This window comes from Pandoraea apista, assembly GCF_001465595.2.
Taxonomy (GTDB): Bacteria; Pseudomonadota; Gammaproteobacteria; order Burkholderiales; family Burkholderiaceae; genus Pandoraea; species Pandoraea apista.
On record NZ_CP013481.2, the window covers coordinates 770,962 to 796,346 of the forward strand.

Consider the following 25,385-nt stretch of genomic DNA (forward strand, 5'->3'; position numbering starts at 1 on the left):
TGCCGCATGCCAGTGGGGGTGGAACGAGCCGAATCCTATCCGCCGACCCATCATGCAAGAAAAATACGTTCCCGCCGACGTCGAAGCCTCCGCCCAGTCCCACTGGCAGGCAATCGATGCCTACAAGACCACCGAGCGCGCGGACAAACAGAAATTCTATTGCGTCTCGATGCTGCCGTATCCGTCGGGCAAGCTGCATATGGGCCACGTGCGCAACTACACCATCAATGACGTGATGTACCGTCAGATGCGTATGCGCGGCTACAACGTGCTGATGCCGATGGGCTGGGACGCCTTCGGCATGCCTGCGGAAAACGCGGCTATGGCCAACCATGTGCCCCCGGCCAAGTGGACGTACGACAACATCGCGTACATGAAGAAGCAGATGCAGGCCATGGGCCTGGCGATCGATTGGTCGCGCGAAGTCGCCACCTGCAAGCCCGAGTACTACCGCTGGAATCAGTGGCTGTTCCTCAAGATGCTTGAGAAGGGCGTTGTCTATCTGAAGACGGGGACGGTGAACTGGGACCCGATCGATCAGACCGTGCTTGCCAACGAGCAGGTGATCGACGGTCGCGGCTGGCGCTCGGGGGCGCTCGTTGAAAAGCGCGAAATCCCGATGTACTACATGCGTATCACCGATTACGCCGACGAACTGCTCGGCGATCTGGACGAACTCGGCTGGCCCGAGCGCGTGAAGGTGATGCAGCAGAACTGGATCGGCAAGAGCTTTGGCGTGAACTTCGGCTTCCCGTACGAGCTGGACGGCGAGAGCAAGTTGCTGCGCGTGTTCACCACGCGCGCCGACACGATCATGGGTGTGACCTTCTGCGCGATTGCCGCCGAGCATCCGTTGGCCACGCGTCTGGCGACCGGGCGTCCCGACTTGCAGGCGTTCATCGCCGAATGCAAGCAAGGGGGCGTGGCGGAAGCCGACATCGCGACCATGGAAAAGAAGGGCATGCCGACGGGGTTCTTCGTCACGCATCCGCTCACTGGCGAGAAGGTCGAAGTCTGGATCGGCAACTATGTGCTGATGGCTTACGGCGAAGGCGCCGTGATGGGCGTACCGGGCCATGACGAGCGCGACTTCGCGTTCGCGCGCAAGTACGGCCTGCCGATCAAGCAGGTCGTTGCCGTTGCCGGCGAGACATATTCGACGGACGCCTGGCAGGCCTGGTACGGCGATAAGGAAAACGGCACGCTGATCAACAGCGGCAAGTACGACGGACTGGGCTTTGCCGCTGCCGTTGACGCCATTGCGGCCGATCTCAAGGCCAAGGACGTGGGTGATAAGCAGGTCACGTTCCGTCTGCGCGACTGGGGTATTTCGCGCCAGCGCTACTGGGGTACGCCGATCCCGATCATTCACTGCGACGCATGCGGCGCAGTGCCGGTCCCCGAAAAGGATTTGCCGGTCGTGTTGCCTGAAGATCTCGTGCCGGACGGCACGGGCAACCCGCTCGCCAAGTCCGACGCCTTCCTCAAGTGCGATTGTCCGAAGTGCGGCAAGCCGGCGCGCCGCGAGACCGACACGATGGACACCTTCGTGGACTCCGCGTGGTACTTCTCGCGCTACGCGTGCCCGGACGCGGACAAGATGGTCGACGAACGCACCAATTACTGGATGCCGATGGATCAGTACATCGGCGGCATCGAGCACGCGATTCTTCACCTGCTGTATTCGCGCTTCTGGACCAAGGTCATGCGCGATCTGGGGCTGGTGAGCTTCAAGGAGCCCGCGCAGAACCTGCTCACGCAGGGCATGGTGCTCAACGAGACGTACTATCGCGAAGACGCCTCGGGCAAGAAGACATGGTTCAATCCGCTCGACGTTCAGGTGCAGTTCGACGACAAGGGCCGTCCCACCAGTGCGACGTCCAGGGCCGATGGGGCAAGTGTGACGCTCGGCGGCATCGAGAAGATGTCGAAGTCGAAGAACAACGGCGTCGATCCGCAATCGTTGATCGATCAGTACGGTGCCGACACCGCCCGCCTGTTCGTGATGTTCGCCGCTCCGCCCGAGCAGCAGCTTGAGTGGTCGGGCGCGGGCGTTGAGGGGGCAAGCCGCTTCCTGCGCCGCCTGTGGGGCTTTGGTCAGTCGCAGGCCGCGTTGCTGCGTCAGGCGGACGCCGTCGTCGATACAGCCAACCCGGCGGCTCAGGCGTTGCGTCTCGAGATTCACAGCGTGCTCAAGCAGGCCAACTACGATTACCAGCGTGTGCAGTACAACACGGTCGTGTCGGCGGCAATGAAGATGCTGAACGCCATCGAGAGCGACAAGGGGGCTGCGGGTGCCGGTGCGGTGCGCGAGTGCTACGGCATTCTGCTGCGCGTGCTGTACCCGGTGGTGCCGCACGTCACGCATGGCCTGTGGGTCGAGTTGGGCTACGCTGCCGAGCAGGGCGATTTGCTCGATGCGGCGTGGCCGGAAGTCGACGAAGCCGCATTGGTGCAAGACGAGATCGAACTCGTGTTGCAGGTGGCCGGTAAGGTGCGTGGTGCCGTGCGCGTGGCGAAGGACGCGTCGCGCGAGACCATCGAGCAAGCCGCACTGGCGCACGAAATGACGGCCAAGTTCGGCGAAGGCAAGCCGGTGAAGAAGGTGATCGTCGTGCCGGGCCGTCTCGTGAACGTAGTGGTCTGACGCGGCAATCGAGGCCGCCGGTCGATGATTTGATGACGTTTGGTGACAAGAGGGCACATCACGTGCAAATGACATCCGGGCAACGAGGCGTCGGCGTGACGCGCAGGATTTTCGGCTGGCTCGCTCTGCTGGGCTGCGCATTGACGCTGTCCGCATGCGGCTTCCAGTTGCGTGGCGCAAGCGAGTACGCATTCCATCGTCTGTACATCTCGGGTGGCGGGCAGATGGCGACCGACATCTCGCGCTACATCCGTTACGGCAGCAAGGGAACGGTTGTCGTCACCGAACCGAAGGACGCCGATGCGCGGCTGGAAATCGTGAACACCACTTCGTCGCGCACTGCCATCAGTCTCGACGCAAATGGTCAGGCGCGTGAATTCGAAATGCGCAGCTCGTTCACCTTCCAGCTCGTGACACCGGACGGAACCCCGATCATTCCGCTGAGCACGATTCGCCTGACGCGTAACCTGCCGTACAGCGATAGCGAAACGACGGCACGCGACGCGGAAGCGGCGCTGCTCGGCCGCGACATGCAGAAAGATGCTGTCGCCCAGATCATCCGCCGCATGGAAGCTGTGCAGTCCATGCCGGCGAAGAAGTCGGAAGAGTAACGCTCACGGCCATGCAACTGCGCCCCGACGCGCTCGACGCGCATCTCGCCAAGACGCTCTCGCCGATCTATACGATCTACGGCGACGAGAGCCTGCTCGTGCAGGAAGCGGTGGATCGTGTGCGCGCGGCGGCGCGTGCGGGTGGCTTCACCGAGCGTGACGTGCTCAGCGTCGAGCGCAGCTTCGACTGGGGCGCGCTCGCGAACGCCGGGCAGTCGATGTCGCTGTTCGGCGATCGCAAACTCATCGAACTGCGCATTCCCGGCGGAAAGCCCGGCAAGGATGGAGGCGCTGCGCTCAAGGCGCATGCCGATGCCGCCAATAGCGACGTGCTGACGATCGTTACGCTGCCGCGGCTCGATGCTACCGCAACCAAATCCGACTGGTTCTCCTCGCTCGATCGCGTGGGCGTCACGATCAAGATCGATCCGGTCGACCGTAGCCGTCTGCCTGACTGGATTGCCCAACGGCTCTCCGCACAGGGACAACGTGTCGAAGCGGGCGAGCCGGGACGTCGCGTATTGCAGTTCATCGCGGATCGCGTCGAAGGCAATCTGCTCGCGGCGCACCAGGAAATTCAGAAGCTGGGCCTGCTGTATCCGTCGGGTGTGCTGGCGTTCGAGCAGGTGCAGGACGCGGTGCTCAACGTTGCACGCTACGACGTCTTCAAACTTAGCGAAGCCGTGCTGGCAGGCGATTCCGCCCGGCTCGTTCGCATGCTCGACGGTCTGCGTGGCGAAGGCGAAGCCGCGCCGCTCGTGTTATGGGCATTGACGGAAGAAGTCCGCACCCTTGCCAAGATCACGCGCGGGATGGCGGCGGGCAAGCCGCTCGCGATGTTGCTGCGCGAATATCGGGTCTGGGGCCCGCGCGAGCGTTTGATGGAACAAGCGGCGAATCGCGCCACGCCGGCCATGCTTGCACAGGCGCTGCAATTGGCGGCGCGTCTGGACCGGCAGGTCAAGGGCCTGCGCGCAGACGGTCTTCCGGGCGATCCCTGGGACGGCATGCTTCAGCTCGGCCTGCTGCTCGCCGGCGAGCGACCGCCGACGGCGCGCTCTGCGCGTGCATCGCGTCCGGTGCATGCATAGACTGCGCCCCAATTCCGCTAACGCCGGCTGCCCGCACTGACAGCCAACAGAATGCAAAGGCGACCGAGTCGCCCATAGAACTGCCGAACCGACGATATGGATATCAAAGCCTACATGCAATCGCTGGGCCAGCGTGCCCGCGAGGCCTCGCGCGCCATGGCGCGTGCCGACACCGCCGCCAAGAATCGCGCACTTCTGGCGATTGCGGATGCCATCGAACGCGACGGCGCAAAGTTGCAGGAAGTGAACCGCCGCGATCTCGAGCGGGCGCGTGCGAACGGTCAGGACGCCGCGTTCATCGACCGCCTCACGCTCTCCGACAAGGCGCTGCGCACGATGATCGACGGGTTGCGCCAGATCGCCGGCCTGTCCGATCCCATTGGCGAGATCAGCAACGTGCGCGTGCAGCCGAGTGGCATTCAGGTTGGCCAGATGCGTGTGCCGCTGGGCGTCATCGGCATCATTTACGAATCGCGACCCAACGTGACGATCGACGCCGCAGCGCTTTGCCTCAAGTCGGGTAATGCGACCATTCTGCGCGGCGGCTCGGAAGCCATCGAAAGCAACACCGCCCTGGCCTCGCTCATTGCTCAGGCACTTGCACAAACCGGCTTGCCGGGCGACGCCGTGCAGGTGGTGAGCACGCCCGACCGGGCGGCTGTCGGCGAACTCATCACCATGACCGAGTACGTCGACGTGATCGTGCCGCGCGGCGGCAAGAGCCTGATCGCGCGGTTGATGCAAGATGCGCGCGTGCCCATGATCAAGCACCTCGATGGCATCTGTCACGTCTATGTCGACGGCCGCGCCGATCCGGCGAAGGCGCTGGCGATTTGCGAGAACGCCAAGACGCACCGCTACGGCACTTGCAACACGATGGAGACGTTGCTCGTCGATCAGCACGCCATTGGCCAGTTGTCTGCGATCGCCCGCATGTTCCAGGGCAAGCAAGTCGAACTGCGTGGTTGCGAACGCACGCTCGCCGCACTTCACGACGCCGGTGTGACGGGCGCGGTGGCGGCGACCGAGGAAGACTGGTCCACGGAATACCTGGCGCCGGTGCTGGCCATCAAGATTGTCGACGGCCTCGCGCCGGCCATCGAGCACATCAATCGCTACGGTTCGCATCACACCGACGCCATCGTGACCGAAGACTACAGCGCGGCCATGCAATTCCTGCGCGAAGTCGATTCGGCCAGCGTGATGATCAATGCAAGCACGCGCTTTGCCGACGGCTTCGAGTTTGGTCTGGGTGCCGAGATCGGCATCTCGAACGACAAGCTGCATGCCCGTGGTCCGGTGGGGCTTGAGGGCCTGACGAGTCTGAAGTATGTCGTGTTCGGGCACGGCGAAGTCCGCCAGTAATCGCGTCGCAAAAATACGTCTCATGAAACTGCAAGCGCTCGGCCCGGCCGATTTTCTGAAGATGCCGTGGAAGAACGGCCAGGGCGTGACGACGGAACTGGCGGTAGCGCGTCGCGTAGACGGCGACGGCTTCGACTGGCGGATCAGCACGGCGACCGTCGCTGCGCCGGGGCCATTCTCCGAGTTCGCCGGCATTGACCGTTCGCTGGCGATTGTCCGGGGCGGCACGCTCACGCTCAATGTCGAGGGCCGTCCGGACGCCACGCTCACCACACACACGCCTCCCTACGCGTTTGAAGGGGAGTTGAGTGTGACGAGCACGCCGGTGCTGGAGGCGGCTGGCGTGCCCATCGACGACTTCAACGTCATGACGCGTCGCTCCGGCTGGCAGCACACGTTGGCGCAGCATCGTCTCGATGGCGAAGCCCTGACCTGGGCGCTGCCGACGGAGGCCCACGCCGTTGCCTTCCTTTACTGTGCGCACGGGCAAGTGCAGGTGACATTCGGCGATGGTCGGGCCGTGGCGATTCCCGAGGGGCACGCGCTTCGCATCGACGACGGTGGCGGTCACGCCTGTGAGCTGCGTGCCGGCGCCAGCTTCGCCGACGTCTTCCTGACGACACTTTCGCGACGTTGAACACCCGGCCTGTGTCGCATCCCCAGACACAGGCCAATTTCTTCCGCCTCCCGCCTCCCGCGTTCCCCCTCCCCGTTCTCCCTTCACGCCAGCGCCCGCCGAGGCCTCTCCCCGCGCATCGACGTGTCTTCGTATTTTCCCTAGGCTGATCCGGATACTTTTCCGACGAGCGAAACGGCATACTCTGCGTTATCCACATATAAACCAAGGTTCCACCCATGAAACATGAATATCTCGACACGGCGCGAGACGGGACGATATGGATCCGCTAAGCGACGTTCTCAGCGACCTGCGTGCCGACGCGGTCGTTACGGGCCGATTCACGTTCGGTGCGCCGTGGTCGCTGCGCAAGCCTGCGCTCGACGGCGCACCGTTTCGCACGGCGATGGGTGAGCCGTTCTATCTTGTGGTGGCCGGAATGGCGCCGGTACGTGTTGAGCCGGGCGACTGCGTGCTGTTGCCCCACGGACATGAACACATCATGTGTTCGTCGCTCGACGAGACACCGATCGCTTTCGAGCAATTGATGTCGGCGCAGGGTATCGAGCCGAGGCTCGATACGCCGCTTGCGTTTCGCGCCGGCGGCGAGGGGCCGGTCAGCGATCTCTACACTGGCGTGGTGATGTTTCGTGAACGCGTGCGCAATCCCTTACTCGCTTCGCTGCCGCCGTTGATTCACATTCGTGCGGGGGACCCTGCGGTTCCTGCATTGCTGACCACGACCATTGCCGGGTTCATCGAAGAGTCGATGCAACGCGGTGCCGGGTGGCGGGTCGCTGTCGCGCGTCTGGCAGACGTGCTGTTCGTCCAGATTCTGCGTGCGTATCTGAGCGCGAACGGCGGGGCCGCCACGCATTGGTTGCGCGGCATGACCGACCCGCAACTCGGGCGCAGCATCGCCTCGATGCATGAAGCGCCGCAACGGCCGTGGACGGTCGAGCAACTGGCGGACATTGCCGGCATGTCGCGCTCAAAGTTCTGTCTGCGCTTTCGCGACCTCGTGGGCGAGTCGCCGATGTCGTATCTCACCAAGCACCGCATGTATCTGGCCGCCGAGCGTCTGGCGGGCGCGGGTGAGCGCATTGCCGATGTCGCGGATGCCGTCGGCTATGCCTCCGAGAAAGCCTTCACCCGCGCTTTTCGCCGTTGTTACGGCCTGCCTCCGCGCGAATACCTCCGAAGCTGCGAACTGGGTCGCTAGCGCGACCGCTGTGTCGCGTGCCTGAGGGTTTTCCCGTCTCTGGACGAACGGCATCCTTTTCGGGCCGGGCGGTCGTTGTTCGCCAATTTTCTCGTTGTGAGAATTCATTCGCCATCTGCCGGCGCGCCGCGAGGTTCGCGGGCGCAGGCGGAAGTCACAACGGGAGACACCATGGAATTCCAACTCAACGGGCGGCCCTTCGCCTTCGATGGCGATGACGACACGCCTTTGCTGTGGGTCATTCGCGACGCCGCAGGACTGACCGGCACCAAGTACGGCTGCGGCATTGGCGCTTGCGGTGCCTGCACGGTGCATGTCGACGGCGTAGCCACACGCACGTGCGTGCTGCCGGTCTCGGCCGTGGCGGGCAAGCGCATCACCACCATCGAAGCATTGTCGCCGACGCGCTCGCATCCGATTCAGCAAGCCTGGATCGCCAAAGACGTGCCGCAGTGCGGCTACTGCCAGTCCGGCATGGTGATGGCGGCGGCGGCGCTGCTCGACAAGCATCCGCAGCCGACCGACGCTCAGATCGACGAAGCGATGACCAACCTCTGCCGTTGCGCGACCTATCACCGTATCCGGGAGGCAATCCATGTCGCAGCAAAGCGCTGAGCGCAAGACACATACCGAGAGCGGCATGGCAGCGGGCGCACCGGCGTCCCCATCTCGACGCCGTTGGCTGGGCGGCATGTCGCTGGCAGCAGGCAGCCTGCTGATTCCGATCTCGGCGTCGTGGGTGGCGAGTCCCGAGGCGCGCGCGGCGGGCGAGAACCTCATCGAGATCAACGACTGGATCCGGATCGATGCCGACGGTACCACCGTGCTGGGGCTGTCGCAATGCGAAGTCGGGCAGGGCGTCTACACCGGCCTGCCGCAGGTCCTTGCCGACGAACTCGATGCCGATTGGCGCCGGGTCCGCGTCGAATTCGTGACGGCGCGCGCCGCCTATCGCACGGCCGCAGCCAACGAGGCGTTGCAACAGTTCGTGGGCGCCTCGATGTCGGTGACGCTGTTCTACGAGCGTTTGCGCATCGCGGGCGCACAGGCACGCGAAGCACTCGTTGCGGTCGCGGCGCGCCGGTTCGGCGTGCGCACGACCAACTGCGTCACGCGCGACGGCCGGGTCATGCATCCGCAGTCGGGGCGTTCGCTGGGCTACGGCGAGCTGGCCGCCGACGCGGCCAAGCTGCCCCTCAATCCGCATCCGCAACTCAAGAACGAGGCGGCGCACGCGCTGATCGGCAAGCCGGTGCCGCGACTCGACACGCCTTCGAAAGTCGACGGCTCGGCGGTCTTCGGGATCGACGTCAAAGTACCCGACATGCTCATCGGTGCCGTGCGCATGGCGCCGACATCGGGCGGCGCACCGCTTGCCGTGCGCAACCGGGAAGAGATCAAGGCGCGCAAGGGCGTGCACGAGGTCGTCATGGCGAAAGACGCCGTCATCGTCGTGGCGAGCGACTACTGGCGTGCGAAGACCGCGTGCGACGCGTTGGATGTCGAGTGGAAAGCCGGTCCGGCGGCAGACAGCAAGACGATTCTGGCAGAGCGCCGTGCTGCATTGATCAATGGTCAGGCGGGGATTGCCACCAACATCGGCGATGCCCCGGGGCGCATCGCTGCCGGTGGCAAGGTCGTGACCGGCGAGTACCACACGCCGTACATCGTCCACGCGACCATGGAACCGGTCAACGCTACCGTGCATGTGCGCAAGGACAAGGGCGAGATAGAAGTCTGGGGGCCGATTCAGGGGCAGGACAAAGTTCGCTGGGCGCTCGGCGGCATCTTCAAATTGCCGCCCGAAAAGGTCACGGTGCATACCACCTTCCTCGGCGGTAGTTTCGGCCGCAAGTACGTGCCCGATTTCGTGATCCATGCGGCGGTGGCATCGGCGGCGGTCGGGCGTCCGGTCAAAGTCATCCGCTCGCGTGAAGACGACACCCGGCACGGCTTCTATCGTCCCTGCGCGTCGGGCCGGTTTCAGGCGGTACTCGGCCACGACGGACTGCCTACGGCATTGCATGTGCGCGTGGCAGGACAGTCGCTTTACAACGTCATCAAGAAAGACCACTACGAGAAGGCCGGCTACGACGAGACCATGCTCGACGGGCTCTACGACCTCGCGTACGCCGTACCGAATCTGCGCGTCGAGGGTATCGACGTGCCGCAGCCGAACATTCCCGTGAGCTTCATGCGCTCCGTCGGCTCTACGTCGAGCGTGTTCTTTCTCGAGAGCTTCATCGACGAGATGGCCGAGGCGGCCGGGATCGATCCCATTGAGTATCGCAAGCGTTTGCTCAAGCACGATGCGCTGGCCACGCGTGTGATCGAGACGACCGTGACATCGGCTGGCTGGCAGGCGAAGGCGAAACCCGGCGTGCATCGCGGCTTCGGTTATTGCACCTATACCGGGCGTGGCGCCGCGTTCTCGACCTACGTGGCGGTGGCCGTGGAACTGCGCGTTGTGGGCGATCGCTTCAAGGTCGAACGTGTGGTATGCGGCGTCGATTGCGGGCGTGCGATCAATCCGAACCTCATCCGCGCCAACATCGAGGGTGGCATCGGGTTCGCGCTGACCAATACATTCAAAAGTCAGATCACGTTCGCCAACGGCGCAGTCGAGCAGGGCAACTTTGGCGACTACCCGCTGTTGTACCTCGTCGAGATGCCGAAAATCGAGACCGTGATCGTGCCTAGCGACCGTCCGCCGCAGGGATGCGGCGAAGTGTCGTTGCCGCCCATGGCGCCGGCAGTGGCGCAGGCCATCCGGCGTGCCACCGGCGTACGGGCGCGGTCCATGCCGTTGCCGCAGACCGTTGCCGAGGCAAAAGCGCTCGACCGGGAGGGGCATGCCTGATGGACGGGGTCGACGCCGAGGTACTCGACGCCGTCGCCCGCTGGCAAGGCCAGGGCGATGACGTGCTGCTCGCGACCGTTGCCCGGACGTGGGGCTCGGCGCCGCGCCCCGTGGGCGCGATGATGGCGCTCGCGACCTGCGGACGCGTCGCCGGGTCGGTTTCGGGGGGCTGCATCGAAGACGATCTGCTTGCCAAAGTGGTGGGCGGATTTCGTCCCGGGGAACGCCCGCATGTGCAGACGTACGGCCTGACGGCCGATGAAGCGCACCGCTTTGGGCTGCCGTGTGGCGGCACCCTCGAATTGGTTATCGAGCGCGTGACGTCGCGCAGCGCGCTCGACGTCATGCGAGACGCCATCGGTCGCGGCGAGCTTGGCGTACGCGAACTCGATCTGCACACCGGGCACGCGCGCGTGCGTAGCGATGCGCAACCCTCGGTGTTCGCCTATACCGCCACGCGGCTTACCGTGCCGTTCGGTCCTCGATGGCGAATCATCGTGATCGGCGACGGGCAGCTGACGCACCACCTTATCCGCATGGCGGTACCGCTCGGATATCAGGTCATCGTCTGCGATCCACGCGACATTCACGACGAGCCGCTCGACACAAGGCAGCGCATGACGCACGACGTTCCCCCGAGCGCTCACGTCACGCGTACGCGAGAAATGCCGGACGACTTGATCTTGCGTCTGCGTCCCGATGGCCGCACGGCCATCGTTGCGCTCACACATGATCCGAAGCTCGACGACATGGCGTTGCTTGAAGCGCTCAAGTCCGACGCCTTCTATGTCGGTGCGATTGGCTCGCGCCGCAACCAGGCGTCGCGGCGCGAGCGTCTGGCGATGTTCGATCTGACCACCACGCAGATCGAACGTTTGCATGGCCCCGTCGGCTTGCCTCTCGGCGCACGCACACCGCCGGAAATTGCACTCGCGATTCTGGCGGAGATCACGGCGTTGAGAAACGGTATGGCATGACGGATGTGTAATTCGTAGTCCAATATAAATACAGGGGATGTCATGAAACACAAGGTCTGGCTGGCAATGGCGTTGACGCTTGGGGCGGGTTGCGCCAAAGCGGATGGTTTGCAAATCTACGGCATTCTGGACAACAGTCTGGAGTACCTCAGCAATGCGGGGACGGGGGCAAATGGCAGCAAGCAGTCGCTCTTTCGCGTGAGCAACGGGTCGCAGGCGCCCAATCGGTTTGGTTTCAAAGGATCGGAAGATCTTGGTGGTGGCTTGAAGGCGATCATGCAGCTCGAAGCGGGTTTCAATCTCGACTCCGGGCAGCTTCAGCAGGGTGGGCGGATGTTCGGCCGTCAGGCGTATGTTGGTTTGCAGAACGAGTGGGGTGCCGTCACCGTTGGCCGTCAAAAGAACCTGATCTACGACGCGTTCCTGGAACTCGATCCGTTGTCTTACTACAGCTACTCGCTGCCGGCGCTGGATGCGCAATTCGTTGGGAAGGCTGATAACTCGATCAAGTACGCGGGGAACTTCAACGGCTTCAAGGTGGCCGGTTTGTTTTCGACCGGGTACGACGCCACGATTACGAATGGTGGGCAGGTGCCGGGCGAGTGGCGTGTTGGCAAGGAGTACAGCGTGTCGATGGGGTATGGAAACGGGCCGTTCAACATGTCGCTCGTCTACGACCAGCAGCAGGGCACCTCTGTCGCGACGCAGGGCGCTACGACGCAGCGAGTGGCGGCGGGTGCCAGCTACGCTGTGGGCAACTTCAAACCGTACGTTGGTTACCAGTGGTATCTGAGTAGCGTGCCGGGCGTGGCAGGGCGTAACGAACTGTACTTCGCGGGGTTGCAATACCGCCCGGTCACGGAGGTGATTCTGTCCGGTGCGATTTACTACAACAACATCACGTCGGCGAATCAGCATCCGTACCTGTTGGCGGCGAACGCGGCGTACCTGCTTTCCAAGCGCACGCAACTTTTTGCTCAGGTTGGATTCGCGCGAAACCAGAACCACTCGAATCTGGGTGTGACTGGTTATGGTTTGACGATCGTGCCGGGCAGCAATCAGCTAGGCGTGGCCGTAGGCCTTGCGCATTACTTCTAAAGCGCACCGCCCCCCCGTTCCTGCGCCACAAAAAGAAGGAGAAAAAAGTGTGGGCGGAGGACAGAAGTACAGAAAGTGTGGAGGGGGATGGATCGGGGCCCCTTTCTGCAGCGAGTTGGGTTGATGTCTGAGAGGCGAAAAGGGGCTCCGATCCATCTGGAGGGAGGCGTTAAGGAAGAGGGCCCACAGCCACCGCCAGAGTAGAACAAAGACGTAGCAACAAAAAAAGATGCCGCTTCGATTTGCGTCGAAGCGGCATTTTTGCCTTAACGGAGCGGGAGCGGCATGACGCCCCCAAAACGGCGTCAAACGCCGTAGCAGAGCGGTCGCTTAGTGACGGAAGTGGCGCGTGCCTGTCATCAGCATTGCGACGTTGCGTTCGTCGGCTGCGGCGATGACTTCCTCGTCGCGCATCGAGCCGCCCGGGTGGATCACACAGGTGGCGCCTGCGTCGACCACGACGTCGAGGCCGTCACGGAATGGGAAGAACGCGTCCGATGCCACGGCCGAGCCGTTCAGTGACAGACCGGCGTTTTGCGCCTTGATGCTGGCGATACGAGCCGAGTCGACGCGGCTCATCTGGCCTGCACCGACGCCCAGTGTCATGCCGCCGGCGCAGAACACGATGGCGTTAGATTTCACGTACTTTGCCACGCGCCATGCGAACAGCAGGTCGTCCATTTCCTTCGGCGTCGGATGACGCTTTGTCACCACGCGCAGCTCGTGCGGGGCGACGTTCTTGGCGTCGGGCGATTGAACCAGCAGACCACCGCCCACGCGTTTGAAGTCGTATTGATTCACGCCGTTGCCCAGCGGGACTTCCAGCAGACGCACATTTTGTTTGGCGGCGAAGATTTGCTTGGCGGCGTCGGTGAACGACGGCGCGAGCAGCACCTCCACGAATTGCTTGGCCACCGATTGCGCAGCGGCTTCGTCGACTTCGCGGTTGAAGGCGATGATGCCGCCGAAAGCCGATGTCGGGTCGGTCTGGAAGGCTTTGGCGTAGGCGTCGGCCGGCGTGGCGGCGATGGCCACGCCACACGGGTTCGCGTGTTTGATGATGACGCAAGCGGGAGCGTCGAACGTCTTCACGCATTCCCAGGCCGCATCGGCATCGGCGATGTTGTTGTACGACAGTTCCTTGCCCTGAAGCTGGCGATAGTTCGCGAGCGAGCCTTCCGGCGTCACGATGTCGCGGTAGAACGCCGCGCTCTGGTGCGGGTTCTCGCCGTAGCGCATGTCCTGCACCTTCGTGTACGCGAGATTCAGCGTGGCCGGGTAAGCGGAGCGCTCGCTGTGGCGCAGCGAGTCGCCAAGGCTCGTGAGGTAGTTCGTGATCGCGCCGTCGTACTGCGCGGTGTGTGCGAACACCTTGGTGGCCAGACGGAAGTTCGTGGCGTAGCCGACCGTGTTGCCGTTCGCCTTCATTTCGTCGAGCACCACGGCGTAGTCGGCCGGATCGACGATCACGGTGACATCGCGGTGATTCTTCGCCGCCGAGCGCAGCATAGTCGGGCCGCCGATGTCGATGTTCTCGATGGCGTCTTCGAGCGAGCAATCATCGCGGGCGATGGTCTGTACGAACGGGTACAGATTGACCACCAGCAGGTCGATCGTCGGAATGTCATGCTTCTCGAGCGCGGCCATGTGCTCGGGCAGATCGCGCCGGGCCAGAATGCCGCCGTGAACCTTCGGATGCAGCGTTTTCACGCGCCCGTCGAGCATTTCCGGGAAGCCGGTGTAGTCGGCCACTTCGGTCACCTTCAGGCCGGCCTCGGCCAGAAGTTTGGCGGTGCCGCCGGTGGAGAGGATCGACACACCCTGGGCAGCGAGCGACTTGGCAAAGTCGACGATACCGGTCTTGTCGGAGACGGAAATGAGAGCTTGCTTGATCATGACGGACGGTAGTGAAGCGGCAAAAACTGGCGAGTTGGGCGAATGGCTGGGCGCAACGGTTACAGCAAGCCGTGCTGCTGCAACTTCTTGCGCAGCGTGTTGCGATTGATTCCCAGATATTCGGCGGCGAGCGACTGGTTGCCGTCGGCCTTGCCGAGCACGAACTCGAGCAGCGGCTTCTCAACGACCGAGACGACCATATCGTAGACATCGTGTGGCCGTGCGCCATCCAGATCGCGGAAATACGAATCCAGACTGTCGCGCACGCATTGTTCTATGTTTGTTTTGCTCATGCGGCTAATAGCTCCCTCGGCGATTCTTGTTCATAGCAGAGACGGTCCGAGTGCGCCTTCTGCTGTTCGAAAAACTCGTTGACCGCAGCCAACTGTTCCTGCGTGGTGTCGAGCGTATTCATACGCTGGCGGAACGTGGCTGCCCCCGGCAGGCCACGCGAATACCACGCGATATGTTTCCGCGCGGTCCGCACACCGGTGTACTCCCCGTAAAACTCGTAATGGTCTTCGAGGTGTTCGTTCATGATCTGCTGGATCTCGTCGACGCGCGGCGGCAAAGCGATCTCGCCCGTCGCGAGGAAGAGTTCGATGTCGCGGAATAGCCACGGGCGTCCCTGCGCGGCACGGCCGATCATGATGGCGTCTGCCCCCGTGACTTCCAGCACATGCTTCGCTTTCTGCGCCGTGGCGATATCGCCGTTGGCGACGATCGGAATGCGCGCGGCGGCTTTCACTGCGGCAATGGTCTCGTACTCGGCGTCGCCGTGATACAGGTCGGCGCGGGTGCGGCCGTGAACCGTGAGCATGCTGATGCCGCAGTCTTCGGCGATTCGCGCGACCGTGAGGGCGTTCTTGTGTTCGCGATCCCAGCCCGTGCGAATCTTGAGCGTGACCGGTACCACGTCGCCCACGGCGCCGACGACGGCGGACACGATACGCGCGACGAGCGGCTCGTTTTGCAGCAGGGCCGAGCCGGCGGCGACGTTGCACACCTTCTTGGCCGGGCAGCCCATGTTGATGTCGATGATCTGCGCGCCGCGTTCCACGTTATAGCGGGCGGCCTCAGCCATCATGGCCGGGTCGGCACCCGCAATTTGCACCGAGATCGGGGCGACTTCGCCCGCGTGATTCGCGCGGCGCATCGTCTTCTCGCTTTTCCAGAGCTGTGCGTTCGACGCCACCATCTCGGAGACGGCATAACCCGCGCCGAGTCGTTTGCACAACTGGCGGAACGGCCGATCCGTCACGCCCGCCATGGGAGCGACAAACAGGTTATTGCGGAGTTCGTGGGGGCCAATACGCACGATGAAGGGAAAAGCCGGGAAAAAGTTTGTATTTTACTGCGAAAACCCGTCCCCGTCGCCTAAAAAATGTGCAAATCGTTCGGGGTCCCGCCAGCGGCGCGAGGCAAAGCCCGGCTCAGCCGCGCTGGCCGAACATCATCTGGCGGGCGAAGGCGGTTTTGACGGGCGGGACCAGGTCAAGGCCGGCCAGCGCCATGCCGCGCAGAACGGCAATAGGTGCGGCGTCGATGCCGAAGACGCGGGGCAGCAGATCGGTAATGCGGATCGTCAGGCCACGGTCGGCGCGACGTCGGCGGGCGAAGGCGTTGAGGGCGGCGGGACCCGGCACGCCTTGCTGGAGGGGGGAGGTGTGTGCGGTGCGGACCAGTGTGTCGGCCAGATCGAAGGCGTCGCGCAGGCCCAGGTTCAGCCCTTGTCCGGCGACCGGATGGAGCGTTTGCGCGGCGTTGCCGATCGCGGCAATCCGGCCGTCGACGATGTGACCGAGGGCGTTGAGGCCCAGCGGAAAACCGGCGCGGCCGGTAACCGAGGTGAACCGGCCCATGCGATCGCCAAACGCCGTGTGCAGTTCCGCGAGGAACGATGCGTCGTCCATCTCGCGACGGCGCTTTGCCTCGGCGTGCGAGCAGCACCACACCAGCGCGTAGCCGTTTTCCTGCGGCAGCAGTGCCAGCGGACCGTCCGGCGTGAAGCGTTCCCATGCCCAGCCAACGCGGGGCCGCTCACAGGTGACGAAACCCACGAGCGCCGTCTGTCCATAGTCGCGCGTACGCGGCCGGGCCGTCTGGCCCTCGAACAGGCCGCCTTCGGCATTGACCGCAAGCGTGGCGTGCAGCGTTTGCGCCTGATCGTCGAGTGAGGTGCCTAGGGTGATCGTGACCTGCTGCGAATCCTGACGCAGAGCGATAGCCCGATAGGGGCGGAAGTGATGCAGGCCGGGCGATGCTACCGGTGCGGGCAATGCGGGTGACGCAGGAGGTGCAGACGATGGCGCATGCTCGAAGCGGGCGGGTACGCGCGACATGGCGGCGTCCAATGCTCGCATCAGGGCGCCATACCGCACCACGTAACCCAGCGCAGGAACGTCATGATCGAGATAGTCGATTTCGGTGCTGCCGAAGCGTCGCGCCTGCGAGACGTGGATATGCCGGATCGGTGTGCTGTCGAGTCCCGAACCGCTGTGCGGCCACGCACCGGCGCGCGCGAGAATCTCGCGGCTGCCGTGCGAAAGGGCCAGCGTGCGCGGATCGTCGTATCCGGCCTGTGCGCCGCGCCCATCCACCAGCGCAATGCACAACTGCGGCGCACGTTGCACGAGCATCAGGGCGAGTGCGGTGCCGACCGGGCCGGCGCCAACGATCGCCACGTCGAAGCGTCGGGCAGGAGGTTCGTCCGCTACGGGTGTGCCGTGCATCGGGGGAACGGGGGCCGCGTGTGTCATCAGCCGCGCATCAGGGCTTCGATCTCGTCGGCGTCGACCGGCACGTCGCGCGTGAGCAGCGTGCAGCCGTTTGCGGTCACAACCGCGTCGTCTTCGATACGAATGCCGATGTTCCAGTAGCGCTCGTCGATGTCGGGCGCCGGGCGCACGTAAATGCCCGGCTCGACGGTCATCACCATGTTCGGGGCCAGCGTGCGCCACGGGCGTTCGCCATTCGGACCATCTTCGCGGTACTCGCCGCAATCGTGCACGTCCATGCCGATCCAGTGCCCCGTACGGTGCATGTAGAAGCGGCTGAACGACTTGTTGGCGATCACGTCGTCGAGGCTGCCGGCCACATCGCGCTTGAGCAGGCCGGTATCGAGCATGCCCTGCGCAAGTACGCGCACGGCGGCGTCGTGGGGCGCATCGAAGCGCACACCGGCGCGGGTGGCGTCGATGGCGGCTTGTTGCGAGGCGAGCACAATGTCGTACAGCTCACGCTGCGCCGGGGTGAACTTCCCGTTCACCGGGAACGTGCGCGTGATGTCCGACGCGTAGCCGTCGAGTTCACACGCCGCGTCGATCAGGCACAGATCGCCGTCGCGCAACTCGGTGTCGCCCGCGCGGTAGTGCAGCACCGTCGCGTTGGCACCCGTGGCGACAATCGAGCCATAGGCGGGGAATTGCGAGCCGTTGCGGCGGAATTCGTACAGCAATTCGGCCTCGAGATGGTATTCACGCAAACCGGGACGCGACGTTTTCATCGCGCGGATGTGAGCGTCGGCTGAAATCTTGCCGGCGCGCGCCATGATGTCGAGTTCGACGCTGTCCTTGACCAGACGCATCTCGTCGAGAATCGCGCGGACATCGCGTGCGGCGGACGGCGCCGACACGCCCGTGCGGCTCTGCGCACGTACCGTGTTCAGCCAGTGACGCACCTGCCGGTCCTGCTGGGCGGAAGCGCCGAGGGCATAGAAGAGCGCCGGTGCGTCGGCCAGCAACTGGGGCAGGCGTGTGTCGATCTCGTCGATGGGGTAGGCGGCGTCGAAACCGAAGGTCTCGCGTGCGGCGTCGGGGCCGTAGCGATAGCCGTCCCAGATCTCGCGCTCTTCGTTCTTCGCACGGCAGAACAGGATCGAGTGACCCGTGCGGCTATCGAGCACGACAACTGCTTCGGGTTCCGTAAAGCCAGACAGGTAATAGAAATAGCTGTCGTGCCGGTAGGGGTAGTCGCTGTCGCGGTTGCGCGGTACCTCGGGCGCCGTCGGCAGAATGGCGACGCCGCCACCGGCCTTGCGCATCTGTTCGATGACTCGCTCGCGGCGGGCACGGTACGGGGAATCAGACATCGCGGGCTCCATTTCGTCTATTCGGTCGAGTTCAGGCGTGTTCGGGCGTATTCAGGCGATTCTACTGCCGGGGGCGAGGTCGTGCCGGGCGCGCACGTCGGCGTCAAGTGCAGCGAGCTGCGCCGGGGTGCCAATGTTTTCCCAAATGCCGTCGAAGCGCTCGCCGCTGGCCTGTGCGGCGGCAATCGAGTGCCGATACAGCGGCGTGAGCGCCATGCGCGTGCCGGGGGCAATGCCATCGAACAGGCGCAGGTCGTACAGTGCAATATTGCCGAACGTCAGCGGGCTGGCGGTGGCCGGGGCCGCGTCGGGCAGATACAGGCGTCCTGCGGCGTCGAGCGAGAAGTCCCCCTGCGGGTGAAACGGCGGGTTTGGCACCATCACGAGGTGCATTCCCGGCGTGGGCAGGGCGGCCATGCGCTTGGCCTGCGGGCGCAGCGATGCATAATCGAACGCCGTGAAGACATCGCCCGAAACTGCCAGAAAGACATTTCCGGCCCCTTCGAGCAACGTGCGCGCCTGGGCTATGCCGCCTGCTGTCTCCAGCGCCTCGGCCTCGGCCGAGTAGGCAAGCCTGACACCAAACGCGCTGCCGTCGCCGAGCGCGGCTTCGATCTGCGCGCCCAGCCACGCGTGGTTGATTACGATGTCCGTGAAGCCTGCACGCGCCAATGCTTCGATTTGCCAGACGATGATCGGCTTGCCGCCAACGCTCAGCAGGGGCTTCGGTGTTACATCGGTGAGCGGGCGCATGCGTTCGCCGCGTCCCGCAGCAAAGATCATCGCCTTCATGGCGGTCATCACGGTCATGCGGCGCGCCTCAGAACGTGTAGCCCACATCGACCTGCTGGCCGGTCAGTTCGTCGAGCAACTTGGCCAGCGGGCGCAACGGTGCGTAGCGATCGGCGACCTTGCGTGCGTACTCAATGAAGCGCGGCGTGTCGGCCAGATAACGCGGCTTGCCGTCGCGATAGTTGATTCGCGCGAAAATGCCGAGCACCTTCAGGTGACGTTGCAGGCCCATCCATTCGGCCTGGCGATAGAACTCGCCGAAGTCGGGGTCGACGGGCAGACCGGCCTTGCGGGCGCGCTCCCAGTAGTACGCGAGCCAGTCGAGCTGGCGCGCTTCGTCCCAACTGCGGAACGCGTCGCGCATGAGCGAGATGACGTCGTAGGTGAGCGGGCCATAGACTGCGTCCTGAAAGTCGAGAATGCCCGGCCCCGTGGCGCCCGGCAGCGCTGGCATCAGATTGCGAGGCATGTAATCGCGATGCACGAACACTTTCGGCTGCGCGAGGGCACTGTCGATGAGCAACTGGTTGATGCGATCGAGCGTGGCCCGCTGGTCGGCGCTCAGTTCCACTTTCAGATGCTTTCCGACATACCAGTCCGGGAACAGGTCGAGTTCGCGCTGGAGCAGCGCCGTGTCGTAGGCGGGCAGCACTTCCGGACGCGAGCTTTTCTGCCAGACGATCAGCGCATCGAGCGCGGCGCGCATGAGCGCTCGCGCGTTGTCGTCGTTGATCACGTCGAGATATGTCTCGCGTCCGAGGTCCGTCAGCAGCAGGAAACCCTGCGCGAGGTCCTCGGCCAGCACCTTCGGTGCCTGCAAGCCCGCTTCGGCGAGCAATTGCGCAACGTGCACGAACGGGCGGCAATCTTCCTGCGGCGGCGGCGCGTCCATGACGATCAGGCTCGGATGCGCGGGATCGTGACTGCCGATACGGAAGTAACGCCGGAAGCTGGCGTCGGCCGATGCCGGAGCCCACTGCGTCATGTCGAGCGAAAACGGTTCCGCCACGCTGGCGAGCCAGTCGCTAAGGGCTTTCAGGCGGGGATCGGCGGCGTCGGAGAGCGCGTGGGAAGCGTTGGAAACACTCGCGGCGGCAATGGGGTGTGCGGTCATGATGGGGGCGGTAAACGTCTTGCCATATAATACCCGATCTTGTTTTCCCGACGCCCTGATTCTCGACCTCGATCGACCGTCCCGAATGTCCCGGTAAAGCCGAGCAGACATACGGGATTGGCTGCCCGCAAGCGGCGCCACGATTGTCACGCTGTTTGCGTACATGCCGGATAAACAAGTCCATACGAATGATTTTTCGCTGCGTCGCCTGATGCGTACTCGGCGTAAGCCGCTGGCACTCCTGCTCTCCCTCCCCGGAGTGTGGTGTTCGCTCGCCGGCGCGCAGGAAGCCCCCCCCCCCGATATCGCCAAGAGCGACGGTCTTGTGCTGCGCACGGTGCCGGCGCTCATCGACAACCCACTGGGCGCTGGTGACGACGTGCCGATGTACGTGCGCGGCATGCACCTCACCGGCCGCACCAACGTGGATGCGACGGTCGATGGCGACGCCGAGGCGCGCAAATACCGCCAGTTCGTGAAGGGCGACCGCCTGACGTACGATCAGGATTCGGACGAAGTGGTCGCGCGTGGCAACGCGCACCTGTCCCAGGGCGGCAATCTGTTCGTCGGCCCCGAGGCTCATATGTATACTGGTGCGGGCGACGGCTATATGCTGACGCCGACGTACCGGCTCGTGTCGGGCGGCGGCGGCAAGTCGGAGCGTGCCGACATCGAGGCGAATAACCTCCTGACGATGCAGCGGGGCACGTATTCGGGTTGCGCCTGTACCGAAGAGGGGCAGACGCCGGCCTGGTACATCAAGGCCTCCGAGTTCGAGTTCGATCAGGAGCAGCAGGAAGGCACGGCGTACAACGGTATCCTGTTCTTTCAGGGCGTACCGATCTTCGCCAGCCCGTACCTGTCGTTTCCGACGTCGAACGAACGTCGCTCAGGTTTTCTGGCGCCCACGTTCACGCAGTCGACCCGAACGGGCTTCGAGCTGGCGACACCGTATTACTTCAACATCGCGCCGAATCGTGATCTGACGCTCACGCCTCGCGTCCTGACCAAACGCGGCGTGATGCTCATGGGCGACTTTCGCTATCTCGAGCCTACCTACGCCGGGTTATTCCACATCGAGTATTTGCCGAAGGATCGTGTGACGGGGGACGCCCGCTACACGTTCACCTGGCAGCATAGCCAGTCGCTCGGTTATGGCGTGAACGCCTACGTCAATTTCACGAAGGTCTCGGACGATACCTATCCGGACGATTTTGGCTCGGGCACCAATTTTCAGACCGGCGTGCAGCGCGTGTATAACCGCGAGGCTGGCCTGACATGGGGTTACGGCAACTGGTCGTTCCTCGCCCGCGTGTTGAAATATCAGACGCTCGCGCCCAGCACGCCTCAGTACGAAGCGGTGCCGGAGCTGTCGGCAACGTATAACAAGGCCGATTTCCACGGCTTCGATTTCACGATGCCGATCCGGTACACCCGGTTCCAGATTGCATCGTGGACCGGCCAGCCGAACGGGGAACGTCTCTATGCGCAGCCGACGTTGAGCTACCCGATTCTGACGCCGGGCTACTTCATCGTTCCGAAGGTCATCTTCAACGCGGCGTCCTACAACGTTGACTATCCGAACAATTCGACGATGCAGTCGTCGATCACGCGTACGGTTCCGACGGTGAGCCTCGATACGGGGCTGACCTTCGAGCGTCCGTTGAACCTGTTCGGCACGGCGATGCTCCAGACGTTGGAGCCGCGCCTGTTCTACGTCTACACGCCATATCGTAATCAGAGTTCGATCCCGATTTTTGACGGTGCGGTGTCGGACTTCAACCTCGCGGAAATCTTCAGCGAGAACTCGTTCATCGGCGTCGACCGAATTCAGGATGCCAATCGTGTCACGATGGCACTGACATCGCGCCTGATCGATGCGGAGTCCGGCGTGGAACGTGGCCGTGTCTGGTACGCGCAGCGTTACAACATTCAGCAGTCGCTGGTCACAATGCCGGGTGGCGTGCCGGAAAACGCCGGTGTGTCCGACTTCCTGGTGGGCGGGTCGGCGCTGCTGTACAGCAACCTGACCTTCACGACTAACGTGCAGTACAGTCCGAGTACGTCGCAGTTCAACCGTTCGGACGTAGGTTTCACATGGCGTCCGGGCGAGCGCCGGGTGTTCAACCTGTACTACCGCTATCTGCGCAATCCCCCGCCGGTCGTGGGACAAACCGCATTGACGGTGACACCGATCAATCAGGTCGAACTTTCCGGTCAATGGCCGATCACACCGCGTCTCGGGGTTGTCGGGCGGCTGAACTACAGCATTACCGACAAGACGTTCGTCGATGCCCTGGCGGGTTTCGAGTATGATGCCGACTGCTGGGCCTTCCGGATAGGGCTGCAGCGCTACGCGACCAATGCCACTACGACAACTTCGCGTGTGTTCGCGCAGTTGGAGTTGAAGGGCTTGACCAAGTCCGGCACCGCAGCCACAGAGGCCTTCAAGGTCGGTGTGCCGGGCTATCAGCCGCCGCCGACGAACCAGATTCCTTCTCGATTCAGCAACTATGAATGACATGTTTGTGAAGCGTGCCTCGCTGCTGGCGAGCCTGTGTCTCGCCGCTGGGGTGGCGCTGGCTCAGCCGGCGCCGGTCGGCGCCAAAGTTGCCGGCGCGCCTGCGTCGTCCACGCGCGCGGTCGATTCCATCGTGGCCGTGGTCAACGATAGCGTGATTACGCGTAAGGAACTCGACGCCCGTATCGACGAGGCCAAGCACCAGCTCACGCTCGCCAAGCGTCCGATTCCGGACGCCGACATGCTGCAGCGTCAGGTGCTCGAACAAATGATCGTCACGCAGGTGCAACTCCAGCGTGCGAAGGAAGACGGTATCGTCGTGAAAGACGCAGACGTCGAGCAGGCGCTGCAACGCATTGCCGCCGACAATCGTCTGAGCGTCGATCAGTACAAGGCGCGTCTGTCGCAGGCCGGTGTGCCTTGGGACGCCTTCCGCAAGGAAGTCCGCGAACAGATCATTCTGGCGCGTTTGCGCGATCGCGAAGTCGATAGCCAGATACAGGTCAGCGATTCGGAAATCAACACCTTCCTCGCGGCGCAGCGCGGCGCCACGGCAACGCCCTCTTCGACGGAGTACCGTCTGAGCGAGATTCTCGTGAAGCTGCCCGATGGTGCAACGCCCGATCAGGTCAGTGCCGCAGAGAAGAAAGCCAACGAGGCCCTGGACAAGGCGAAAGCCGGCGGTGACTTCGCCGCATTGGCGAAGCAGTATTCGGACGCCTCCGATGCCGCCGACGGTGGCGACATGGGCTTCCGCATTCCGGAACGCATTCCCGATCTGTACCTGAATCAGGTGCAGAAGCTGCAGCCGGGTACGGTTGTGCCGCAGGTGCTTCGCAGCAACAATGGTTTCCACGTCGTCAAGCTGATCGAAGTCCGCAAGCAGGGCGGCGATCAGGGCATGACCGTGCCGCAGATTCACGCACGTCACATCCTGATCCGGGTGGGCGATGGTGTGTCGGAAGCGCAGGCACGCCAGAAACTGCTCGACATCAAGGCGAAGATCGAATCGGGCAAGGGTGATTTCGCCGACTTCGCGCGTCAGTTCTCGGTGGATGGCTCGGCGTCGCAGGGCGGCGACCTTGGCTGGATCTCGCCGGGCGAGACTGTGCCGGCGTTCGAGCGTGCCATGTCGGAGCTCAAAGACGGCCAGATCAGCGATCCGGTGCGCTCGGAGTACGGCTATCACCTGATCCAGGTGCTGGGTCACCGCGAGTCGCAAGTCTCGGGCGATCAGGAGCGCAATCTCGCGATGCAGGAACTACGCGGCCGCAAGTCGGAGCAGCAATACCGCGACTGGTTGCAGCAATTGCGTGACAGCGCTTACGTGGACTATCGTTTGAACACCGCGCAGCAGTAAGCGCCGCGTGAGACGCTTCGCCACCTCATATTCCTTTCAAGCATGACTTCCGACCGGTCCTTCGTCCTCGCCATCACCACGGGTGAACCGGCGGGCGTCGGGCCGGAATTGACGGTGCAGGCACTCGTGAAGTGTCTGTCCACTGCGGAACCCTCTGCCGGCACCCCCCTCGACGCCCTGCTTTCCCGTTGCCAGTTCGCTGTGCTCGGCGATGCCTCGTTGCTCGCGGAACGCGCGCAGGCCGTCGGGCTGGGCGACGCATGGCAGGCGCTGCTGGCGAGTACTCGTGTGCGTGTCGTACACCACCCGCTCGCCGTCGCGGCGCAGCCGGGACAGCTCGACGCCGCCAATGGCCGCTACGTGCTCGCGCTGCTCGACGACGCCATCGACGGCGCCCTGGCGGGCGCTTACGACGCCATCGTTACGGCGCCGCTGCAAAAGAGCACGATCAACGACTGCGGCGTGGCGTTTACCGGTCACACCGAATATCTTGCTGAGCGTACCGGCACGCCACGTGTTGTCATGATGCTGGCTGGCGGTGGATTGCGGGTGGCGCTGGCTACGACACACCTGCCGCTTGCACAAGTCCCGGGGGCGATTCGTCGCGACGATCTGCTGCAAACGCTGATCATCCTCAATCAGGATCTGATGCGGCATTTCGGTGTAACGCGTCCGCGTATTCTCGTGACGGGGCTCAATCCGCATGCGGGAGAATCGGGCTATCTCGGCCGCGAAGAAATCGACGTCATTACCCCTGCGCTCGACGATGCGCGGGCCGCCGGCATCGACGCCCGTGGTCCGTATCCCGCCGACACGCTGTTCCAGCCGAGGCATCTCCAGGGGGCCGACGCGGTCCTTGCGATGTATCACGATCAGGGGTTGCCGGTGCTCAAATACGCCAGCTTCGGCGCGGGCGTGAACATCACGCTTGGCCTGCCCATCATCCGCACCTCGGTCGATCATGGCACCGCGCTCGATCTCGCCGGCACGGGACAAGCCGAGAGCGGCAGCCTGCTCGAAGCCTTGCGCACGGCGGCTATCATGGCAGCCAACGCGGCAACACACGCACAATTGACGGCTGGCACGACCGGCGGTCCGGACGCCGTACCACCGCGTTCATAAGGA

The 25,385-nt window shown here is 63.7% G+C and carries 20 protein-coding genes; 13 read left to right on the forward strand and 7 right to left on the reverse strand.

The window, feature by feature from the left end; translation table 11 throughout:
• Positions 1 to 52 precede the first annotated feature (52 nt).
• From leuS to AT395_RS03620, 10 genes are all read left to right on the forward strand, one after another.
• A complete protein-coding gene (gene leuS, locus AT395_RS03575) occupies positions 53 to 2,647 on the forward strand; it encodes a leucine--tRNA ligase (RefSeq protein WP_048628031.1) in 2,595 nt (864 codons plus the stop codon).
• A 95-nt stretch (positions 2,648 to 2,742) separates the two neighbouring features.
• Entirely contained in the window at positions 2,743 to 3,258 is a 516-nt protein-coding gene (locus AT395_RS03580) for an LPS-assembly lipoprotein LptE (RefSeq protein ID WP_162597701.1), read from the forward strand.
• Positions 3,259 to 3,269: 11 nt separating this feature from the next.
• Positions 3,270 to 4,349: a DNA polymerase III subunit delta gene (gene holA, locus AT395_RS03585; protein WP_042113090.1), complete on the forward strand. Its 1,080-nt coding sequence runs from the start codon at positions 3,270 to 3,272 to the stop codon at positions 4,347 to 4,349.
• 96 nt (positions 4,350 to 4,445) lie between these two features.
• Positions 4,446 to 5,714 (forward strand): glutamate-5-semialdehyde dehydrogenase, encoded by a 1,269-nt coding sequence (locus tag AT395_RS03590; RefSeq protein ID WP_048628029.1) that lies wholly within the window; start codon positions 4,446 to 4,448, stop codon positions 5,712 to 5,714.
• Between the two features lie 22 nt (positions 5,715 to 5,736).
• On the forward strand, positions 5,737 to 6,351 hold the full coding sequence (locus tag AT395_RS03595) for a HutD/Ves family protein (RefSeq protein WP_167370713.1): 615 nt from the start codon (positions 5,737 to 5,739) through the stop codon (positions 6,349 to 6,351).
• A gap of 259 nt (positions 6,352 to 6,610) precedes the next feature.
• Positions 6,611 to 7,552, forward strand: a complete 942-nt coding sequence (locus AT395_RS03600; RefSeq protein ID WP_042113087.1) for an AraC family transcriptional regulator — start codon at positions 6,611 to 6,613, stop codon at positions 7,550 to 7,552.
• Positions 7,553 to 7,723: 171 nt separating this feature from the next.
• A complete protein-coding gene (locus AT395_RS03605; RefSeq protein ID WP_048628027.1) occupies positions 7,724 to 8,167 on the forward strand; it encodes a (2Fe-2S)-binding protein in 444 nt (147 codons plus the stop codon).
• Between the two features lie 25 nt (positions 8,168 to 8,192).
• Complete coding sequence (locus tag AT395_RS03610; RefSeq protein WP_048628086.1) at positions 8,193 to 10,412, forward strand: xanthine dehydrogenase family protein molybdopterin-binding subunit; 2,220 nt, start codon at positions 8,193 to 8,195, stop codon at positions 10,410 to 10,412.
• Entirely contained in the window at positions 10,412 to 11,389 is a 978-nt protein-coding gene (locus tag AT395_RS03615) for an XdhC family protein (RefSeq protein ID WP_048628026.1), read from the forward strand. Before AT395_RS03610 ends, AT395_RS03615 begins: the two co-directional genes overlap by 1 nt.
• 42 nt (positions 11,390 to 11,431) lie before the next feature.
• Positions 11,432 to 12,487, forward strand: coding sequence for a porin (locus tag AT395_RS03620; RefSeq protein ID WP_042113082.1), 1,056 nt, complete (start codon positions 11,432 to 11,434; stop codon positions 12,485 to 12,487).
• Positions 12,488 to 12,817: 330 nt separating this feature from the next.
• Here the strand turns inward: AT395_RS03620 and purH are convergent, their stop codons facing one another.
• From purH to AT395_RS03655, 7 genes are all read right to left on the reverse strand, one after another.
• Entirely contained in the window at positions 12,818 to 14,383 is a 1,566-nt protein-coding gene (gene purH, locus AT395_RS03625) for a bifunctional phosphoribosylaminoimidazolecarboxamide formyltransferase/IMP cyclohydrolase (protein ID WP_042113081.1), read from the reverse strand.
• Between the two features lie 59 nt (positions 14,384 to 14,442).
• On the reverse strand, positions 14,443 to 14,676 hold the full coding sequence (locus AT395_RS03630; RefSeq protein WP_010803993.1) for a Fis family transcriptional regulator: 234 nt from the start codon (positions 14,674 to 14,676) through the stop codon (positions 14,443 to 14,445).
• Positions 14,673 to 15,701: a tRNA dihydrouridine synthase DusB gene (gene dusB, locus AT395_RS03635; RefSeq protein ID WP_072632765.1), complete on the reverse strand. Its 1,029-nt coding sequence runs from the start codon at positions 15,699 to 15,701 to the stop codon at positions 14,673 to 14,675. Before dusB ends, AT395_RS03630 begins: the two co-directional genes overlap by 4 nt.
• A gap of 115 nt (positions 15,702 to 15,816) precedes the next feature.
• The gene (locus AT395_RS03640; protein ID WP_446674127.1) at positions 15,817 to 17,142 is read right to left on the reverse strand and encodes a UbiH/UbiF/VisC/COQ6 family ubiquinone biosynthesis hydroxylase; all 1,326 of its coding nucleotides are present in this window, start codon (positions 17,140 to 17,142) and stop codon (positions 15,817 to 15,819) included.
• The gene (gene pepP / locus AT395_RS03645) at positions 17,142 to 18,473 is read right to left on the reverse strand and encodes a Xaa-Pro aminopeptidase (protein WP_094067509.1); all 1,332 of its coding nucleotides are present in this window, start codon (positions 18,471 to 18,473) and stop codon (positions 17,142 to 17,144) included. The genes AT395_RS03640 and pepP overlap by 1 nt, the downstream gene beginning before the upstream one ends.
• A 51-nt stretch (positions 18,474 to 18,524) precedes the next feature.
• Positions 18,525 to 19,265 carry an N-acetylmuramate alpha-1-phosphate uridylyltransferase MurU gene (gene murU, locus AT395_RS03650; RefSeq protein ID WP_048628084.1) on the reverse strand — a complete coding sequence of 247 codons (741 nt, stop codon included), beginning with the start codon at positions 19,263 to 19,265 and terminating at the stop codon, positions 18,525 to 18,527.
• A gap of 28 nt (positions 19,266 to 19,293) precedes the next feature.
• On the reverse strand, positions 19,294 to 20,379 hold the full coding sequence (locus AT395_RS03655) for an aminoglycoside phosphotransferase family protein (protein WP_042113075.1): 1,086 nt from the start codon (positions 20,377 to 20,379) through the stop codon (positions 19,294 to 19,296).
• Positions 20,380 to 20,590: 211 nt separating this feature from the next.
• On the opposite strand from AT395_RS03655, the gene AT395_RS03660 reads away from it, so the two are divergent.
• The 3 genes from AT395_RS03660 to pdxA are packed head-to-tail and all read left to right on the forward strand — an operon-like array spanning position 20,591 to position 25,382.
• Positions 20,591 to 22,900 (forward strand): LPS-assembly protein LptD, encoded by a 2,310-nt coding sequence (locus AT395_RS03660; protein WP_167370714.1) that lies wholly within the window; start codon positions 20,591 to 20,593, stop codon positions 22,898 to 22,900.
• Positions 22,893 to 24,260, forward strand: a complete 1,368-nt coding sequence (locus tag AT395_RS03665) for a peptidylprolyl isomerase (RefSeq protein ID WP_048628024.1) — start codon at positions 22,893 to 22,895, stop codon at positions 24,258 to 24,260. Before AT395_RS03660 ends, AT395_RS03665 begins: the two co-directional genes overlap by 8 nt.
• Positions 24,261 to 24,302: 42 nt before the next feature.
• The gene (gene pdxA, locus AT395_RS03670; protein ID WP_048628023.1) at positions 24,303 to 25,382 is read left to right on the forward strand and encodes a 4-hydroxythreonine-4-phosphate dehydrogenase PdxA; all 1,080 of its coding nucleotides are present in this window, start codon (positions 24,303 to 24,305) and stop codon (positions 25,380 to 25,382) included.
• The last annotated feature ends 3 nt before the right edge of the window (positions 25,383 to 25,385 follow it).

Coding starts and splice junctions, on each gene's coding strand:
- leuS (WP_048628031.1), top strand. CDS start 53: ATGCAAGAAAAATACGTTCCCGCCGACGTCGAAGCCTCCGCCCAGTCC.
- holA (WP_042113090.1), top strand. CDS start 3,270: ATGCAACTGCGCCCCGACGCGCTCGACGCGCATCTCGCCAAGACGCTC.
- AT395_RS03590 (WP_048628029.1), top strand. CDS start 4,446: ATGGATATCAAAGCCTACATGCAATCGCTGGGCCAGCGTGCCCGCGAG.
- AT395_RS03595 (WP_167370713.1), top strand. CDS start 5,737: ATGAAACTGCAAGCGCTCGGCCCGGCCGATTTTCTGAAGATGCCGTGG.
- AT395_RS03600 (WP_042113087.1), top strand. CDS start 6,611: ATGGATCCGCTAAGCGACGTTCTCAGCGACCTGCGTGCCGACGCGGTC.
- AT395_RS03605 (WP_048628027.1), top strand. CDS start 7,724: ATGGAATTCCAACTCAACGGGCGGCCCTTCGCCTTCGATGGCGATGAC.
- AT395_RS03610 (WP_048628086.1), top strand. CDS start 8,193: ATGGCAGCGGGCGCACCGGCGTCCCCATCTCGACGCCGTTGGCTGGGC.
- AT395_RS03615 (WP_048628026.1), top strand. CDS start 10,412: ATGGACGGGGTCGACGCCGAGGTACTCGACGCCGTCGCCCGCTGGCAA.
- AT395_RS03620 (WP_042113082.1), top strand. CDS start 11,432: ATGAAACACAAGGTCTGGCTGGCAATGGCGTTGACGCTTGGGGCGGGT.
- purH (WP_042113081.1), bottom strand. CDS start 14,383: ATGATCAAGCAAGCTCTCATTTCCGTCTCCGACAAGACCGGTATCGTC.
- AT395_RS03630 (WP_010803993.1), bottom strand. CDS start 14,676: ATGAGCAAAACAAACATAGAACAATGCGTGCGCGACAGTCTGGATTCG.
- AT395_RS03640 (WP_446674127.1), bottom strand. CDS start 17,142: ATGACACACGCGGCCCCCGTTCCCCCGATGCACGGCACACCCGTAGCG.
- pepP (WP_094067509.1), bottom strand. CDS start 18,473: ATGTCTGATTCCCCGTACCGTGCCCGCCGCGAGCGAGTCATCGAACAG.
- murU (WP_048628084.1), bottom strand. CDS start 19,265: ATGAAGGCGATGATCTTTGCTGCGGGACGCGGCGAACGCATGCGCCCG.
- AT395_RS03655 (WP_042113075.1), bottom strand. CDS start 20,379: ATGACCGCACACCCCATTGCCGCCGCGAGTGTTTCCAACGCTTCCCAC.
- AT395_RS03660 (WP_167370714.1), top strand. CDS start 20,591: ATGCGTACTCGGCGTAAGCCGCTGGCACTCCTGCTCTCCCTCCCCGGA.
- AT395_RS03665 (WP_048628024.1), top strand. CDS start 22,893: ATGAATGACATGTTTGTGAAGCGTGCCTCGCTGCTGGCGAGCCTGTGT.
- pdxA (WP_048628023.1), top strand. CDS start 24,303: ATGACTTCCGACCGGTCCTTCGTCCTCGCCATCACCACGGGTGAACCG.